The following is a 15,982-nucleotide window of genomic DNA, read 5'->3' as shown; positions in this document are numbered from 1 at the left end:
TCAGCGACCGGCGCCCGGGCCGTAGAGTCGGAGCAGTTGCAGGGTGACTCCGTTGGACCAGCCGAAGCCGTCCTGCAGCGGGTACTCGCCACCGCCGCCGCCGCCCTGGTTGCCGCTGATGTCGTATTTCTCCACCAGTTTTCCTTCGCGGTCGTAGACCTGCTGCACCTGGGCGAGGAATCGCCGGCCGATGTCTTCCGCCAGGGCGTCCCGGCCGTAGGCGCGCAGGCCCTGTACGGCGACCCACTGCAAGGGTGCCCAGCCGTTCGGCTCGTCCCATTGCTGGCCGCTGGCACGGGTGGTGGTGGCCAGTCCGCCCGGGCGCAGCAGTTGGGCGGCGACGCTGTCGGCGGTACGACCGGCGCGTTCGGCGGAGGCCAGCCCGGTGAATAGCGGGAAGAGGCTGGCGGCGTTGATCCGCTCGATGGGCCGCCGGCGTTGCCAGTCGTAGTCGGCGTAGTAGCCCGCCGGGTGCCAGAGGTGGTCTTCGATGGCCTGTCGTCGCTTCTCCGCGCGGGCGCCGTAGCCTTGCTCGCAGGCCTTCAGCGCGCTGCTGGCGCAGGCCTTGGCGATGGTTCGTTCGAGATGGTAGAGCAGGGCGTTGAGGTCCACCGGGACGATGGCGGTGGTGCGGATGCTGGCCAGCTCGCGGTCGTCGTCCAGCCAGCGGGAGGAGAAGTCCCAGCCGCTTTCCGCGCCGGCCCGCAGGTCGCGATAGACCTCGCCCGCGGGGCGCTGCGGGGCGCGCGCGGCGGTCGCCCGGTCCTCCAGGAAGGACTCCTGGCGCGGTGTGTCACGGTTGTCCCAGTAGCGGTTCAGCAGGCTGCCGTCGGCCAGTTTCACCACGTGCAGGCGCGCCTCGTTGGGGCGCAGCCCGGCGGAGCCTTCCATCCAGTAGGCGTATTCCTTCTGTAGCTGCGGCAGGTAGCGCCGGTAGGCGGCGTCGCCTTCGCGTCTTGCCTGCAGGTCCACCATGTAGGCGAAGAACGGCGGCTGCGAACGGCTCAGGTAGTAGCTGCGGTTACCGTTGGGAATGTGCCCGTAGGTATCGATCAGGTAGGCGAAGTTGTCGAGCATGTCGCGCACCCGCGGGTGCTGCCCGCTCTCCGCAAGGCCGAGCATGGTGAAGTAGGAGTCCCAGTAGTAAACCTCGCGGAAGCGTCCGCCGGGGACCACGTAGGGTTTCGGCAGCGGCAGCAGGCTGCTGTGGGCCGGCACCTGCTCGTAGTGGCGGGTCAACGCCGGCCACAGGTCGCTGATGTGGCTGGCGAGATCGGCGCCCGCTTCCGGCGGGGCGGTCTCGACGCTGCCGGACTCCTCGAAGTTGCGGCCGACGAAGGCGCGCAGGTCGAAGCCGGGCCGCTCCCTCTCGCGCAGGTAGTCGGCGCGGATCCGTGCAGGCTCGCGCAGCGGGAGCGCATCGACGAAGTGCTTCTGGTCGCTGAACAGCCGGCTTTCCTGCACCGCCTGGAACAGCTCGGGATAGGCTTCGTCGGGGGCGATCGCGCGTTCGCCGCTGGCGTCCTGCCAACCCCAGGACGAGGACGCGGGCGGGGTAGGCGCCGGGCCCTGGCTGCAGGCCGCCAGCAGGAGCAGGACCCAGGCTGCGAGCATGGCGCGGGGCAGAGCGGTTCGATCAGGCATCGGCTGTCTCCTCTTCGGCAAACGCCGGGCGCGGATCGGTCGCCGGCGGGGTGCGCCTGGGGCGGCGCGGCAACCCGGCGGGAGGGCCGGGAAGGTCGCTACCCCTGTTTCGGTGAGTCGCGGCGCACGAAGTTCCATCGGAAGGATCGCCAGCGTACCTATCGCTTCCGACAGGTCCTTGCAGATGAACTCCAGCGCTTCGCGCAGGTCCGTCGCAGAAGGGGCGCGAGCCCCCCAGTCGCCGTTTCGCCGTGCCGTTCCCCGCTGCCCGCGCCTTGCGCAGGGCCTCGGCGGTTCGAATCTCCTGCCCGTCCCTTCACGTCGGGAAGCCTGCGTTTCCCGAGAGGAGTGTTTCGCAATGGCCACCGCACTACGCTTCAGACCGCTGGACGCCTTCTACAACGTCCTCAACCCGGTTCCCTTCGGTTTCTTCGTCGCCGCCCTGGTCTTCGACGCCACCTATTTCGCCACGGCGGAGGTGATGTGGGGCAAGAGCGCGGCCTGGCTGATCAGTCTCGGCCTGCTGTTCGCCATCCTGCCCTGCGTCGTCGACCTGTGCCGCGTATGGCTGCTGCGGCGCGCGGCGGTCGTCGCGGCGGCCAGGGTTTCCTCCTTGCTGAAGTTCGCCGGTATCGTCCTGGCCATCTTCAATGCCTTCGTGCACAGCCGCGACGCCTATGCGGTGATGCCGGCCGGGCTATGGCTGTCGATCGCGACGGTGCTGCTGCTGGCGCTGGGAGAGGCGCTCCTGGCGGTATCCGCGGAGGAGGTGGCGCATGGCTAGCCTCCACTCGCTGCGCCCCGTCGCGCTTGCCCTCGGCCTGGTCCTGGCCGGCTGCAACCAGGGGTCGCAGAACGATCCGCAGCAGCAGACCGGCGCCAATCCGGCGCTTCCGGAACCGAAGCACTTCCTTCTGCCGCCGATGAAGGTACCGGAAGGCGTGGGCTGGTCGGGAGAGGCCAAGCCGACGGTGGCCCAGGGCCTGAAGATCGAGAAGATCGCCGATGGCCTGCAACACCCTCGCCAGTTGCTGGTCTTGCCCAACGGCGATGTGCTGGTGGTGGAGGCCAACTCGCCCGGCACCGCGCCGGTGACCACGCCGAAGCAACTCATCGCGGGGATGGTCAAGGGCCAGTCCGGCAAGGCCGGCAAGGGCGGCAACCGCATCACCCTGCTGCGCCGAGCCGGCGCCGGAGGCCAGTGGCAGAAGTACGTGTTCCTGGAAGGGCTGGACTCGCCGTTCGGCGTGCAGCGGGTGGGGGATTACCTGTATGTCGCCAATACCGGGAACATCATGCGCTACCGCTACGTGCCGGGTGAAACCCGGGTCGCCGACCCGGGGATGGAGTTCACCGACCTGCCGGACACCATCAACCACCACTGGACCAAGGCGCTGCTCGCCAGTCCCGACGGGCGCAAGCTCTACGTGGGCGTCGGTTCGAACAGCAACATCACCGAGAACGGCGCGGCGATCGAATACCGTCGTGCGGCGATTCTCGAGGTGGACGTCGCCAGCCGCGGCAGCCGCATCTACGCCTCCGGCCTGCGCAACCCGACCGGCCTGCAGTGGGAACCGGTCTCCGGCAAGCTGTGGACCATCGTCAACGAGCGCGACGAGATCGGCAACGACCTGGTCCCGGATTACCTGACCTCGGTACGGGAGGGCGGCTTCTACGGCTGGCCCTACAGCTACTTCGGCCAGCACCTGGATTCGCGGGTGAAGCCGCAGCGTCCCGACCTGGTGGCGAAGGCCATCGTCCCCGACTACGCGCTGGGTTCCCACGTGGCCGCGCTGGGCCTGTTCTTCTACACCGGCGACGAGTTGCCCGAGCGCTATCGCAACGGCGCCTTCGTCAGCGAGCACGGCAGTTGGAACCGCTCGCCGGTCAGTGGCTTCCAGGTGGTCCATGTGCCGTTCGCCGACGGCAAGCCTGCCGGTGCGCCGCAGCCGGTGGTGACCGGGTTCGTCTCCGCGGACGAGAAGCAGTTGTTCGGCGCGCCGGTGGGGTTGGCGCAGGCGGCCGACGGCGCGTTGCTGATCGCCGACGACGTCGGCAACGCGATCTGGCGGGTGAGCGCCGCGGGCGCCGACTAGCGGCCCGCTCGACGGTGTCGGGGCCGGAGCTGGCGGTCCGAGCACGGTGCTGCGGTCCGGCGCAGTAAATCCGTGCGTCCCTCCTGCGTCTCCTGTGCATCCGATCCGCGAATGCCGCCCCTGGCGGCCGGATCGCCGGTTGCCAGTGGAACACCACCACGCCTTGAGGGTTGAAGACATGCACGTCGCCACCAGCGTCATCGAAGACCAGCCGCTCCGCGCCACCCCGGCGGAGGGCGAAACGCTCTACGAGTTCTCCCAGTCGCCCTTGCTGGAACGGCAAAGCCGCCAGGAGTCCAACGCGCGCAGCTATCCGCGGCGGATTCCGCTGGCGCTGAAGAAGGCCAGGGGGCTGCTGGTGGAGGACGTCGAGGGGCGTACCTTCATCGATTGCCTGGCCGGCGCCGGCACCCTGGCGCTGGGGCACAACCATCCGGTGGTGATCGAGGCGATCCGCCAGGTTCTGGCCGACGAGCTGCCGCTGCACACCCTCGACCTGACCACCCCGGTGAAGGACCAGTTCGTCCAGGACCTGTTCGGCCTGCTGCCGCCGGCGCTGGCCGCCGAGGCGAAGATCCAGTTCTGCGGCCCGACCGGCACCGACGCGGTGGAAGCCGCGCTGAAACTGGTGCGCACCGCCACCGGGCGCAGCACCATCCTGTCGTTCCAGGGCGGCTACCACGGCATGAGCCAGGGCGCGCTGGGGCTGATGGGCAATCTCGGACCGAAGAAGCCGTTGGGCGCGGTGCTCAGCACGGGCGTGCAGTTCCTGCCGTATCCCTACGATTACCGTTGCCCGTTCGGTCTCGGCGGCGAGGCGGGGGTCAAGGCGAACCTGCACTACCTGGAGAACCTGCTGAACGATCCGGAAGGCGGCGTGCAGTTGCCGGCGGCGGTGATCGTCGAGGTGGTCCAGGGCGAGGGCGGCGTGGTTCCGGCCGATCTCGACTGGCTGCGCGGCTTGCGGCGGATCACCGAGCAGGCCGGGGTGGCGCTGATCGTCGACGAGATCCAGAGCGGCTTCGCCCGTACCGGCAGGATGTTCGCCTTCGAGCACGCCGGCATCGTCCCCGACGTGGTGGTGCTGTCCAAGGCCATCGGCGGCAGCCTGCCGCTGGCGGTGGTGGTCTACCGCGAATGGCTGGACAAATGGCAGCCCGGCGCCCACGCCGGCACCTTCCGCGGCAACCAGATGGCCATGGCCGCCGGTTCGGCGGTGATGCGCTACCTGAAGGAACACGACCTGGCGGCCCACGCGGCGGCCATGGGCGAGCGCCTGGCCGAGCACCTGCGCATCCTCCAGCGCGACTATCCGCAACTGGGCGATATCCGCGGTCGGGGGCTGATGCTCGGGGTCGAGATCGTCGACCCGCAGGGCGAGGCGGATGCCCTCGGTCATCCGCCGACCGACGGCGCCCTGGCCTCGCGGGTCCAGCGCGAGTGCCTGAGGCGCGGCCTGATCCTCGAACTGGGCGGCCGCCACGGCAGCGTGGTGCGCTTCCTGCCGCCACTGATCATCGGCGCCGAACAGATCGACGAGGTGGCCCGGCGTTTCGCCCGCGCCCTCGGCGCGGCGCTGGCCGGCTAATTTTCCCGCCGGGCTTTTCGTTATCCAACGCAAGGGCCGTGCTGCGCGCGGCCGTTCGATCCCATCAGGAGCAAGCAATGACTTCAGTGTTCGACCGTGACGACATCCAGTTCCAGGTAGTGGTCAACCATGAGGAGCAGTATTCCATCTGGCCGGAATACAAGGAGATTCCCCAGGGCTGGCGGGCGGCCGGCAAGAGCGGCCTGAAGAAGGACTGCCTGGCCTACATCGAGGAAGTCTGGACCGACATGCGCCCGCTGAGCCTGCGCCAGCACATGGACAAGGCGGCCGGCTGAGTGGGCGGTACGCCCGTACGGCTGTTCTGCCTGCCGTATTCCGGCGCCAGCGCCATGACCTACAGCCGCTGGCGGCGCAAGCTGCCGGCCTGGCTGGCGGTGCGTCCGGTGGAGTTGCCGGGGCGCGGGGCGCGGATGGCCGAGCCGTTGCAGACCGACCTGGCGAGCCTGGCGCAGCAACTGGCGCGCGAGCTGCACGACGAGGTCCGCCAGGGCCCCTACGCGATGCTCGGCCACAGCCTCGGCGCCTTGCTCGCCTGCGAGGTGCTGTATGCCTTGCGCGAATTGGGTTGCCCGACGCCGCTGGGGTTCTTCGCCTGCGGCACCGCGGCACCGTCGCGACGCGCCGAGTATGACCGCGGTTTCGCCGAACCGAAGAGCGACGCCGAGCTGATCGCCGACCTGCGCGACCTGCAAGGTACGCCGGAAGAGGTGCTGGGCAACCGCGAGCTGATGAGCCTGACCCTGCCGATCCTGCGCGCCGATTTCCTGCTCTGCGGCAGCTATCGTCACCAGCGGCGCCCGCCGCTGGCCTGTCCGATCCGAACGCTTGGCGGCAGGGAGGACAAGGCCAGCGAGGAACAGTTGCTGGCCTGGGCCGAGGAAACCCGCAGCGGTTTCGGACTGGAGCTGTTCGACGGCGGGCACTTCTTCATCCATCAGCGCGAGGCCGAGGTGCTGGCGGTCGTCGAGCGCCAGGTCGAGGCCTGGCGCGCGGGGCAGGGCGCCGCGGCGTTGGTGGTGGAGTCGGCGGCGATCTGCTGATGCCCGCGAGGGCGCCATAGGCCCTGCGGCGGGTCCGATGTCGACGAAAAAAAGGCCGGGGAGCAGCGCTCCCCGGCCTTTTTCGTTACGAGGCGCGGCTCAGCCTTGACCGGCCAGCAGCCCTTCGACTATCGCTTTCATGTCACTTTCCAGGCCGGCCACCGGGTCCGCCGCCTCGGTGTCCACCACTACCAGGCGTGCGCCGCTGGCGGCGATGGCATCGGCGAGGGGCTTGGGTGGCTGGCGATGGTGCAGGACCAGGGCGATATCCTCGCTCTTCAGCTCCTCGGCGAAAGCCTGGATATTGGTCTCGGTCCAGCCGTCGTCGGCCTGGATCTCCACGTCCAGCGGGTCCAGGTTGAGCCCGGCGAGCAGGTAGCCGAGGCGTTCGGAGAGGCTGATCACGCTGAGGTTGTCGGCCTTCGCCAGGCGAGTCTCGTTACTGGCGGTCGCTTCCAGCAATTGCTTCTTCAGCGTCGCCAGGTTGGCCTGGATGGTCGCTGCGGCGCCGGGCGCCAGGCGTTCCAGGTCGCTGGCGAGGACATCGGCCATGCGCCCCAGGTTGGTCGGGTTGAGCCAGGGGTAGGCATGCAGGTCGCTGCCGGGGCGCAGGGCGATGCCGGGCAGGGCGCCGTCCACCGGACGCGCGGCGTCGATCTCGACGATACGGATATTGCTACGGCGGGCCAGCGGGTAGAGCGGGTCGTCGCTCCAGATCGAGCGCAGGTCGATCACCGCGTCGGCCTGCCCGGCGGCCTTGGCCAGGCCGCCGGCGCCGCGCCCGGCGAAGAACGAGGCCTGGCGGCTGGCCGGCAGGTTGGCCGGGGCGACCCGTTGCAGCTTGACCTCGGTGTCCCGCAGCAGGCGTTCGGCGAGGGCGTGGGTGACCGGCAGGCTGGCCAGTACCGTGACTGGCGCGGACTGGGCCGCGGCCGGCGTCGCGGCGAGGGTCGGGAGCGGGCCGGCGAGTCCGGCGCAAGCCAGGGCCAGGGCGAGGCAATGGGGTTTCAGGTTCATCCGGGGGTTCCTTTCAGGTGCGGCAGGCAGCCGCGAGCGATGGCGGCGAGGCCGAAGGCCAGGCCGGCGACCAGGATGATCGCGGCGCCGGAGGGAATCGGCAGGTCGAACATGATCGGCAACAGGATACCGGCCAGCGTGCTGACGGTGGCGATCAGCACCGCCAGCCAGAAGAACCCTTTCAGCGACTGGCTGACCAGGCGCGCCGCTGCCGCCGGGATCACCAGCAGGGCTCCGACCAGGATCGCGCCGATCACTTTCACCGCGGCGACGGTGACCAGGGTCACCAGGGCCACGAACAGGTAGTCCAGGCTCTTCACCGCGACCCCGCGCACCGCCGCCAGTTGCGGGTTGAAGCTGGCCAGCATGATGCGGTTGTACAGCGGCAGGGCCAGGCACGGCACCAGCACGGCGACCGCCGCCAGCACCGCGAGGTCATGGCCGTTCACGGTCAGCACCGAGCCGAACAGCACGTTCTCGAGGATATGCACGTTGATCTTGCCCGCCAGCACCAGCAACAGGCTGGCGCCGAGCGCCAGGGACACCGAGAGGAACACCCCGATCAGGGTGTCCGGGGCCAGGCCGGTACGGTTGCGCAGGTAGTTGAGCAGGACGCCGAACAGCAGGCAGTAGCCGAACAGGCTACCGTAGGGCCCGGTGTAGGGCTCGCCGAGGAGGATGCCGATGGCCACGCCGGTGAGCGCGGCGTGGCCGACCGCCTCTGAGAAGAAGGCGAAGCGCTTGACCACCACCAGGGTGCCGAGGCCGCCGAGCACCGGGCCGATCAGCAGGCCGGCGAGGAGCGCGTTGACGACGAAGCCGTAGGCCAGGGTCTCCGGCAGGTAGCCGGCGGCGGCCCAGGCCTGGACGGCCTGGCGCAGTTGTTCGTAGGCGTCGTTCATCGGCTGGCCTCCGCGTTCTTCCGGGGCTGGGTGGAGAACAGCGTGAGCAGGCGTTCCGGGGTCAGGCTGCTGGCCGCCGGACCGTCGAACAGCAGGTGGCGGTTGAGACCGCTGACCCGGTCGGCGAGGCGGCCGACGGCCTCCAGGTCGTGCTCGATCCAGAGCACGGTGACGCCGGCCTGGCGCCAGTCCAGCAGCAGCCGCTCGAAGACCTGGATGCCGCCCTCGTCGAGGGCCGACATCGGTTCGTCCAGCACCAGCAGTTGCGGCGGCGGTACCAGGCCCTGGGCCAGCAGCACGCGCTGGCGCTCGCCGCCGGAGAGGGCGCCCATGCGCCGACCGCGCTTGGCCAGCATGCCGACCCGTTCCAGGGCCGCGTCGATCGCCGGGCGCCGGCTGCGCGACAGGCCGAGGAAGGCCGGACGGCGCTGGCACATGGCGGCCATGAAATCGTCGACGGTGAGCGGCAGGCCGCGGTCGAACTCCAGCGCCTGCGGCACGTAGCCGATGCAGCCGGGCGCGCCGGGCCACTCCAGGCGCAGCTCGCCGCGATGCGGCATCTGCCCGAGCAGGGTCTTGACCAGCGAACTCTTGCCGCCGCCGTTCGGTCCGACCAGCGCGTGCACGCTACCGGCCTCGACGCGCAGGCGCACGCCATCGAGGATGCGGCTGCCGCCGAGGCTCAGGTCGATCCCGGCGAACTCGATGGCCGGCCCGCAAGGCGTGGCGCAAAGCCGTTCGGCTACGGTCATGCGCCGGACTCCTGGATGGCGCGGACCACGGTGTCGAGGTTGCGCGCCATTTCTTCCTCGTACTTGCCGGCGCTGTAGTCGCCATAGGAAATGTGCGACAGCGAATAGAGCTTCACCCCGGACTCGCGCTGGATGGTCTCGACGTAGGTGGAGGGGAAGTCGATCTCGGAGAAGATCACCTTCACGTCCAGCGCCTTGAGCTGGTCGATGGTCTTCTTCAACTGGCTCGGACTCGGCTCGATGCCGTGGGCCGGCTCGACCACGGCGGTGACTTCCAGGCCGAATTCGCGCAGCAGGTAGTCGTAGGCGCCGTGGATGGTGGCGACGCGGAAGTCGGCGGCCGGGGCCTTGTTCAGCCGCGCCAGGGCGTCGGCGCGCAGGGCCCGCAGGCGCTTGGCGTAGGCCCGGGCGTTGCGGGTGTAGGCCTTGGCGTTGGCCGGGTCGAGCTTGCCCAGTTCGCGGGCGATGGTGTTGACCTGGGTGATCGAGGCGCTGATGGACAGGAAGGTGTGCGGGTTGACCACCTTGCCGGCGCCGCGCGCGGCCATGCCGGTGGCGGCCAGCAGCGGCACCTTGGCGTTGGCCTCGATCACCGGGATGCCGGGCTTTTCGCTGGAGGCGATCATGCGCTCGGCGAAATCGTCGTGGCCGACGCCGTTGAGCACCACCACGTCGAGCGTGCCGATGCGCTTGATGTCCTCGGCGCGCGGCTCGTAGGCATGCGGGTTGAAACCGGCGGGGATCAGCGGCACCACCTCGGCCTTGTCGCCGACGATGTTGCTCACGTAGCTGTAGTAGGGATGCAGGGTGATGCCGATGCGCAGGCGCTTGCCGTCTTCGGCCTGGGCCAGCGGGGCGAGCAGGGCCAGCAGCAGGGCGGCCAGCAGGGCACGGCCCGGGAGGAGGGCGGCGAGGCCGCGCGGACGGGATGAGCGACGGGAGAACAGCATGGAAAAACGCCTTCTGTGGAGTCGATGTGCGATCAATGGCGGTGCTGACGGGTCACGCCGGCGTCGAAGCGGCTGACCACCTGGCGCCAGCCGGCGCCGGCCAGGGCGCGGGCGTCGCCCGGTACGGCGCCGGCAGCGGCCGCGGCGGGCTTCAGCCAGACTTCGGCGGGGCCGAGCAGCAGGAGGAACGAGCCGGCCACCTCGGGCTTGCCGCTGACGCCCAGGTAGCTCGGACGCCCGGCGGTTTCGCCGTGGCTCCAGCGGTGCTCGCCGCGGCTGCTTGCGGCGACGTCGGCGACGAAGGGCGGGAAGCTCTCGGCGGCCAGTTCGTCGACGGAGGGCGCGGCTTCGCCGTCGTCCAGGCGCGCCTGGATGTCTTCGGCGGCGACCTGCAGGTCGGCATAGATGCCCTGTTCGGCGGCATTCAGGTCGAGCCGGGCATCCACCTGGTGGGCGTCCAGGGCTTGCGCTTCATGGGACTGCTGGCGCAGCCCGACCACCGTGGCGGCGAGGGCCAGAATCAGCACGCTGCCGAGCAGTACGTAGAGGGTCTCGTGGCCGGCGCCGGCCGGGCGGACGGTTTCGACGCTCATGGCGCGGCGATGTCGGCGTGGTCGATTTCCACCACGTGGCCGGGGCCGGCGTCGAACAGCACGTAGAACTCGCCGTCGGGACGCTTGAAGGTCAGGGTCGAGTCGGCGCCGAGCTTGCCGGGAACCAGGATCTGCTCGTCGTAGCCGATCACGTCGAGGGTTACGCCGGGGGCGCCGCTGCCGTCGGAGAAGCCGCCCTTGCAGCGGATCTCGCCGGCCTGCACTTCCTCGCATTCGCAGATCGGGTTGTGCGCCAGGGCCGCGCCGCTCAGGCCGAGCAACAGGGCGGCCAGGGGCAGGCGCCAGGGGCGGGTGTGGATGCTCATTGCTTACCTCGTTTGTTCAGCCAGGCCACGGTGGCGGGGGATGCCTCGGCCAGGGGAATGGAAGCCTGGTGCATGGAGCCGTCCCAACCTTCCATGGTGATCCACAGCTCGGCATCGGGCCGGGTGCGCGGCGGGATCGGCACGCTGGTGCCCATGCGGTAGGGGCTGCCGAAGAAGATCACCCCGGCGGCACGCAGGCTGCGCGGCTTGCCGATGCGCAGGTAGGTCGCCTTGACCTGGGGAATGCAGGCCTGGCAGAGGGCGGCATTGAAGTCCTTCATGAAGCCGGCGGGGCCTTCGTCGTGCGGCGGTTCGATACGCATTTCCGCCAGGCGCAGGCTCCAGGGGCCGACCTGGATCTCGCCCGCCTCTCGTTCGCCGAGGCCGCTGGTGCCGCGGAACAGTGCGACGTCGGCGAAATAACGCGGCATGAAACCGAGCGGGATCAGGATCAGCAGAACATTCAGGTGGAAACGCCAGCGCAGCCAGAACTGGCGCAGCGGCGAAACGGGCTGGGCAACGGCGGCCTTGCTCATGGCTGTCCCTCCGCGGTCTGGTTGGCCATTACCGGCGCCGGCTTGGCCGGTTTCGGCTGGCGCGCCGGGCGCTTGCCGCGCTTGACCAACGCGGCGGTGGCCTGTGCGGTGCGCTTGCTCCAGATCAGCAGGCCGCTGAGCACCATCATGCTCAGCAGCAGGCCGAAGACGAACCAGATCAGCTTGACCCAGATACCGCCGAAATCGCCGGTGTGCAGGGGGCGCATGGATTCGGTGACGAACTCCAGCGGGGTGCGGTCGCCGAGCAGGCGGGAAGACTCGATCCTGCCGTTGTAGGGATTGATCGCTGCCGACTGGTACATCAGCGGGTACCAGCCGCGGCCATAGACATAGAGCGGGCTGTAGGCGTTGCCTGGGAGGAACAGCCCGCTGGCTTCCAAGCCGGAAATGTCCCGAGTGGCGATGCGCACGGCCTCGTCGAGGTCGATCTGCACAGCCGGCTGGCCGGAAGGCGAGAGCGGCACCTCGCTGCGGGCGATGACCGGCGGCGGGCCTTCGCTGGAGAGAGTGATGTGATTGTCGGCGAGGATCGCCTGGATCAGGAACCAGGTGCCGGTGATGGAGATCACGGCGATGAACCAGATCGACCAGATGCCGCTCAGGCGGTGGAAATCCCCCCAGAAGATGCGCGCGCCCTGGCTGATGCGCAGGCGTGGTCTGAAGAAACCCTTCCAGAATCGTTTATAGACCACCAGACCGGTGACCAGCGAGGCCAACATCGGCAGTCCGAGTAGCGAGACCAGGTACCAGCCCCAGCTGTAGCCGTTATCGAACGGCATCAGCCACCAGCCGTGCAGGGCGCGGGTGAACTGGCGGAAATCGAAGTGCGGGCTCTTGCCCTGGATGGCACCTGTGTAGGGATTCACGTAGAGCGCAGCGCTGCTGCCGTCGGGATGGCTGACATCCACGGTCAGGGCGAAGTGGGACTCGTCGGGGCGTTCGATCGATTCGACCTTCAGCTCGGGCCGGGCCTGATTGATGCTGATGAGGACCTGGCTGTAGCTCAGCGGTTCGGCGGAGTCGCTTGGCTTGCTGGCACGGATTTCCGGGTTGGCCAGCCAGACGATCTCCTGGCTGACCACCGCCAGGGTGCCGGTGACGCAGACGATCAGGACGAAGAACCAGATGGGCAGGGCCAGCCAGCTGTGGACGAGGAACCAGAGTCTGGAGCGGGACTTTTTCGACATGAGGCTAACGGTAGGTTAGGGGTCGTGGGCACCGACCATGGGTTGCGGGGACTGGATGCGCCCCGTTCATCCATATAGGACGAATGAGGCCGGTAGAACCTGAAGGGGAAGATGAAAGCAAATGTTTCGCAGTTGCTTTCAGCCTGGTGCCGGCGGCTTGTCCGAGGGCTTCCGTAAACGCCTGATGGCTATGCAAAAAAACCGATCGGCCAAGGTGCGACCGGAAGTCGCTGTCCGGTTAATTTTCACGATGTGTCGTCCGTTTCACATGAATGACCGAGCCCCGCGCTCGTTGCCCATGTGCACGGAAGAAGACCGATGAACGCAGAAGATTCCCTCAAGCTCGCCCGCCGCTTTATCGAACTACCCGTTGAGAAGCGTCGGGTCTTCCTCGAAACCCTGCGAGGGGAGGGAATCGATTTCTCGCTGTTCCCGATTCCGGCCGGCGTGTCTTCGGCCGAGCGCGACCGCCTGTCCTACGCCCAGCAGCGCATGTGGTTCCTCTGGCACCTGGAGCCACAGAGCGGCGCCTACAACCTGCCCAGCGCGGTGCGCCTGAACGGGCCGCTGGACCGCCAGGCGCTGGAGCGCGCCTTCGCCAGCCTGGTGCAGCGTCACGAAACCCTGCGCACGGTGTTCCCGCGCGGCGCCGACGACAGCCTGGCGCAGGCGCCCCTGCAACGCCCGCTGGAGGTTGCCTTCGAGGATTGCAGCGGCCTGCCCGAGGCCGAGCAGGAAGCCCGCCTGCGCGAGGAGGCGCAGCGCGAGTCGTTGCAGCCGTTCGACCTGTGCGAGGGGCCGTTGCTGCGGGTCCGCCTGATCCGCCTGGGCGAGGAGCGGCATGTGCTGCTGTTGACCCTGCATCACATCGTGTCCGACGGCTGGTCGATGAACGTGCTGATCGAAGAATTCAGTCGTTTCTACAGTGCCTATGCGACTGGCGCGGAGCCCGGCCTGCCGGCCTTGCCGATCCAGTACGCCGATTACGCCCTGTGGCAGCGCAGCTGGCTGGAGGCCGGTGAGCAGGAGCGCCAGCTGGAGTACTGGCGCGGCAAGCTCGGCGAGCGGCATCCGGTCCTGGAGTTGCCGACCGACCACCCGCGTCCGGCGGTTCCCAGCTACCGTGGCAGCCGTTACGAGTTCAGCATCGAGCCGGCCCTGGCCGAGGCCCTGCGCGGCACCGCCCGACGCCAGGGGCTGACCCTGTTCATGCTGTTGCTCGGCGGCTTCAATATCCTCCTGCAACGCTATAGCGGGCAGACCGACCTGCGGGTCGGCGTCCCCATCGCCAACCGCAACCGCGCCGAGGTGGAAGGGCTGATCGGCCTGTTCGTCAACACCCAGGTGCTGCGCTCGGTATTCGACGGCCGCACGTCGGTGGCGACCCTGCTGGCCGGGCTCAAGGACACCGTGCTTGGCGCCCAGGCCCATCAGGATCTGCCGTTCGAACGCCTGGTCGAGGCGTTCAAGGTCGAGCGCAGCCTGAGCCACAGCCCGCTGTTCCAGGTGATGTACAACCACCAGCCGCTGGTGGCCGACATCGAGGCGCTGGACAGCGTGGCCGGCCTGAGCTTCGGCCAGCTCGACTGGAAGAGCCGTACCACCCAGTTCGACCTGAGCCTGGATACCTACGAGAAGGGCGGCCGCCTGTACGCCGCGCTGACCTACGCGACCGACCTGTTCGAGGCGCGGACCGTCGAGCGCATGGCGCGGCATTGGCAGAACCTGCTGCGCGGCATGCTGGAAAACCCGCAGGCCAGCGTCGACTCGCTGCCGATGCTCGATGCCGAGGAGCGCTATCAGTTGCTGGAAGGCTGGAACGCTACTGCGGCCGAGTACCCGCTGCAACGCGGCGTGCACCGGTTGTTCGAGGAGCAGGTCGAGCGCACACCGACGGCGCCGGCGCTGGCCTTCGGCGAGGAGCGCCTGGACTACGCCGAGCTGAACCGCCGGGCCAACCGCCTGGCGCATGCCCTGATCGAGCGCGGGATCGGCGCGGACCGCCTGGTGGGCGTGGCCATGGAACGTTCTATCGAGATGGTCGTGGCCCTGATGGCGATCCTCAAGGCCGGCGGCGCCTACGTGCCGGTGGACCCGGAGTATCCCGAGGAGCGCCAGGCCTACATGCTGGAGGACAGCGGTGTGGAGCTGCTGCTCAGCCAGTCGCACCTGAAGCTGCCGCTGGCGCAAGGCGTGCAGCGGATCGACCTGGATCGCGGTGCGCCCTGGTTCGAGGATTACAGTGAGGCGAACCCGGATATTCATCTCGATGGCGAGAACCTCGCCTATGTCATCTACACCTCCGGTTCCACCGGTAAGCCCAAGGGCGCCGGCAACCGCCATTCGGCGCTGAGCAACCGTTTGTGCTGGATGCAGCAGGCCTATGGCCTGGGCGTCGGTGACACGGTGTTGCAGAAAACCCCGTTCAGCTTCGACGTGTCGGTCTGGGAGTTCTTCTGGCCGCTGATGAGCGGGGCGCGTTTGGTGGTGGCCGCGCCGGGCGACCATCGCGACCCGGCGAAGCTGGTGAAGCTGATCAACCGCGAAGGGGTCGATACGCTGCACTTCGTGCCGTCGATGCTGCAGGCCTTCCTGCAGGATGAAGACGTCGCCTCCTGCACCAGCCTGAAACGCATCGTTTGCAGCGGCGAGGCGCTGCCGGCGGACGCGCAGCAGCAGGTGTTCGCCAAGCTGCCGCAGGCCGGCCTCTATAACCTCTATGGCCCGACCGAGGCGGCCATCGACGTCACCCACTGGACCTGCGTGGAGGAGGGCAAGGACGCGGTGCCGATCGGCCGGCCGATCGCCAACCTGGCCTGCTACATCCTCGATGGCAACCTGGAGCCGGTGCCGGTGGGCGTGCTCGGCGAGCTGTACCTGGCCGGTCGGGGCCTGGCCCGTGGCTACCACCAGCGTCCGGGGCTGACTGCCGAGCGTTTCGTCGCCAGCCCGTTCGTGGCTGGGGAGCGGATGTACCGCACCGGCGATTTGGCGCGCTACCGCGCCGACGGGGTGATCGAGTACGCCGGGCGGATCGACCACCAGGTGAAGCTGCGCGGCTTGCGCATCGAGCTGGGCGAGATCGAGGCGCGCCTGCTGGAGCATCCGTGGGTGCGCGAGGCGGCGGTGCTGGCGGTGGACGGCAGGCAGTTGGTCGGCTACGTGGTGCTGGAGAGCGAGGGCGGCGACTGGCGCGAAGCGCTGGCCGCGCACCTGGCGGCAAGCCTGCCGGAATACATGGTGCCGGCGCAGTGGCTGGCGCTGGAGCGGATGCCGCTGAGTCCGAACGGCAAGCTGGATCGCAAGGCG

General features: G+C 68.8%; 15 protein-coding genes. 6 read left to right on the top strand and 9 right to left on the bottom strand.

From position 1 onward, the window contains the following. Positions 1-1,644 (bottom strand): alpha,alpha-trehalase TreA, encoded by a 1,644-nt coding sequence (treA, locus tag ACTJJX_RS30330; RefSeq protein WP_016852858.1) that lies wholly within the window; start codon positions 1,642-1,644, stop codon positions 1-3. Between the two features lie 358 nt (positions 1,645-2,002). On the opposite strand from treA, the gene ACTJJX_RS30325 reads away from it, so the two are divergent. The 5 genes from ACTJJX_RS30325 to ACTJJX_RS30305 all read left to right on the top strand — a co-directional run bounded on the left by ACTJJX_RS30325 (position 2,003) and on the right by ACTJJX_RS30305 (position 6,389). Beyond that, complete coding sequence (locus ACTJJX_RS30325; RefSeq protein WP_003111287.1) at positions 2,003-2,428, top strand: hypothetical protein; 426 nt, start codon at positions 2,003-2,005, stop codon at positions 2,426-2,428. After that, positions 2,421-3,740, top strand: coding sequence for a PQQ-dependent sugar dehydrogenase (locus ACTJJX_RS30320; RefSeq protein WP_016852859.1), 1,320 nt, complete (start codon positions 2,421-2,423; stop codon positions 3,738-3,740). Before ACTJJX_RS30325 ends, ACTJJX_RS30320 begins: the two co-directional genes overlap by 8 nt. A 178-nt stretch (positions 3,741-3,918) precedes the next feature. After that, positions 3,919-5,328 carry an aspartate aminotransferase family protein gene (locus ACTJJX_RS30315; RefSeq protein ID WP_003089638.1) on the top strand — a complete coding sequence of 470 codons (1,410 nt, stop codon included), beginning with the start codon at positions 3,919-3,921 and terminating at the stop codon, positions 5,326-5,328. Positions 5,329-5,405: 77 nt separating this feature from the next. Further along, a complete protein-coding gene (locus ACTJJX_RS30310) occupies positions 5,406-5,624 on the top strand; it encodes an MbtH family protein (protein WP_003089636.1) in 219 nt (72 codons plus the stop codon). After that, a complete protein-coding gene (locus ACTJJX_RS30305) occupies positions 5,625-6,389 on the top strand; it encodes a thioesterase II family protein (RefSeq protein ID WP_003089632.1) in 765 nt (254 codons plus the stop codon). A gap of 99 nt (positions 6,390-6,488) precedes the next feature. Here ACTJJX_RS30305 and ACTJJX_RS30300 read toward each other — a convergent pair whose 3' ends face one another. Genes ACTJJX_RS30300 through ACTJJX_RS30265 form a run of 8 tightly spaced genes read right to left on the bottom strand, consistent with a single transcriptional unit; the run spans position 6,489 to position 12,673 of the window. Further along, the gene (locus ACTJJX_RS30300; RefSeq protein WP_016852860.1) at positions 6,489-7,406 is read right to left on the bottom strand and encodes a metal ABC transporter solute-binding protein, Zn/Mn family; all 918 of its coding nucleotides are present in this window, start codon (positions 7,404-7,406) and stop codon (positions 6,489-6,491) included. Beyond that, entirely contained in the window at positions 7,403-8,308 is a 906-nt protein-coding gene (locus ACTJJX_RS30295; protein ID WP_003106903.1) for a metal ABC transporter permease, read from the bottom strand. Before ACTJJX_RS30295 ends, ACTJJX_RS30300 begins: the two co-directional genes overlap by 4 nt. Then, a complete protein-coding gene (locus ACTJJX_RS30290) occupies positions 8,305-9,060 on the bottom strand; it encodes a metal ABC transporter ATP-binding protein (RefSeq protein ID WP_003106905.1) in 756 nt (251 codons plus the stop codon). Before ACTJJX_RS30290 ends, ACTJJX_RS30295 begins: the two co-directional genes overlap by 4 nt. Beyond that, on the bottom strand, positions 9,057-10,010 hold the full coding sequence (locus ACTJJX_RS30285; RefSeq protein WP_003113055.1) for a metal ABC transporter substrate-binding protein: 954 nt from the start codon (positions 10,008-10,010) through the stop codon (positions 9,057-9,059). The genes ACTJJX_RS30290 and ACTJJX_RS30285 overlap by 4 nt, the downstream gene beginning before the upstream one ends. 32 nt (positions 10,011-10,042) lie before the next feature. Further along, the gene (locus ACTJJX_RS30280; protein WP_016852861.1) at positions 10,043-10,603 is read right to left on the bottom strand and encodes a DUF6162 family protein; all 561 of its coding nucleotides are present in this window, start codon (positions 10,601-10,603) and stop codon (positions 10,043-10,045) included. Next, positions 10,600-10,929 carry a hypothetical protein gene (locus tag ACTJJX_RS30275; protein ID WP_003089624.1) on the bottom strand — a complete coding sequence of 110 codons (330 nt, stop codon included), beginning with the start codon at positions 10,927-10,929 and terminating at the stop codon, positions 10,600-10,602. Before ACTJJX_RS30275 ends, ACTJJX_RS30280 begins: the two co-directional genes overlap by 4 nt. Continuing rightward, positions 10,926-11,465: a hypothetical protein gene (locus ACTJJX_RS30270; protein ID WP_003089621.1), complete on the bottom strand. Its 540-nt coding sequence runs from the start codon at positions 11,463-11,465 to the stop codon at positions 10,926-10,928. The genes ACTJJX_RS30275 and ACTJJX_RS30270 overlap by 4 nt, the downstream gene beginning before the upstream one ends. Continuing rightward, positions 11,462-12,673, bottom strand: a complete 1,212-nt coding sequence (locus ACTJJX_RS30265) for a PepSY-associated TM helix domain-containing protein (RefSeq protein ID WP_016852862.1) — start codon at positions 12,671-12,673, stop codon at positions 11,462-11,464. The genes ACTJJX_RS30270 and ACTJJX_RS30265 overlap by 4 nt, the downstream gene beginning before the upstream one ends. A 318-nt stretch (positions 12,674-12,991) precedes the next feature. Here ACTJJX_RS30265 and ACTJJX_RS30260 point away from each other — a divergent pair. Further along, positions 12,992-15,982: amino acid adenylation domain-containing protein (locus tag ACTJJX_RS30260; RefSeq protein WP_440782047.1), on the top strand; the 2,991-nt coding region annotated here is incomplete at its 3' end.

It is taken from the genome of Pseudomonas sp. 22490 (genome assembly GCF_052044465.1).
GTDB lineage: Bacteria > Pseudomonadota > Gammaproteobacteria > Pseudomonadales > Pseudomonadaceae > Pseudomonas > Pseudomonas aeruginosa.
This window is presented reverse-complemented; position numbering and strand designations above follow the sequence as displayed.

Excerpts from the sequence above, each read along its gene's own strand:
- ACTJJX_RS30285 (WP_003113055.1), bottom strand. The coding sequence starts at position 10,010 with ATGCTGTTCTCCCGTCGCTCATCCCGTCCGCGCGGCCTCGCCGCCCTC.
- ACTJJX_RS30290 (WP_003106905.1), bottom strand. The coding sequence starts at position 9,060 with ATGACCGTAGCCGAACGGCTTTGCGCCACGCCTTGCGGGCCGGCCATC.
- ACTJJX_RS30280 (WP_016852861.1), bottom strand. The coding sequence starts at position 10,603 with ATGAGCGTCGAAACCGTCCGCCCGGCCGGCGCCGGCCACGAGACCCTC.
- ACTJJX_RS30325 (WP_003111287.1), top strand. The coding sequence starts at position 2,003 with ATGGCCACCGCACTACGCTTCAGACCGCTGGACGCCTTCTACAACGTC.
- ACTJJX_RS30265 (WP_016852862.1), bottom strand. The coding sequence starts at position 12,673 with ATGTCGAAAAAGTCCCGCTCCAGACTCTGGTTCCTCGTCCACAGCTGG.
- ACTJJX_RS30320 (WP_016852859.1), top strand. The coding sequence starts at position 2,421 with ATGGCTAGCCTCCACTCGCTGCGCCCCGTCGCGCTTGCCCTCGGCCTG.
- ACTJJX_RS30295 (WP_003106903.1), bottom strand. The coding sequence starts at position 8,308 with ATGAACGACGCCTACGAACAACTGCGCCAGGCCGTCCAGGCCTGGGCC.
- ACTJJX_RS30310 (WP_003089636.1), top strand. The coding sequence starts at position 5,406 with ATGACTTCAGTGTTCGACCGTGACGACATCCAGTTCCAGGTAGTGGTC.
- ACTJJX_RS30315 (WP_003089638.1), top strand. The coding sequence starts at position 3,919 with ATGCACGTCGCCACCAGCGTCATCGAAGACCAGCCGCTCCGCGCCACC.
- ACTJJX_RS30270 (WP_003089621.1), bottom strand. The coding sequence starts at position 11,465 with ATGAGCAAGGCCGCCGTTGCCCAGCCCGTTTCGCCGCTGCGCCAGTTC.
- treA (WP_016852858.1), bottom strand. The coding sequence starts at position 1,644 with ATGCCTGATCGAACCGCTCTGCCCCGCGCCATGCTCGCAGCCTGGGTC.
- ACTJJX_RS30300 (WP_016852860.1), bottom strand. The coding sequence starts at position 7,406 with ATGAACCTGAAACCCCATTGCCTCGCCCTGGCCCTGGCTTGCGCCGGA.
- ACTJJX_RS30275 (WP_003089624.1), bottom strand. The coding sequence starts at position 10,929 with ATGAGCATCCACACCCGCCCCTGGCGCCTGCCCCTGGCCGCCCTGTTG.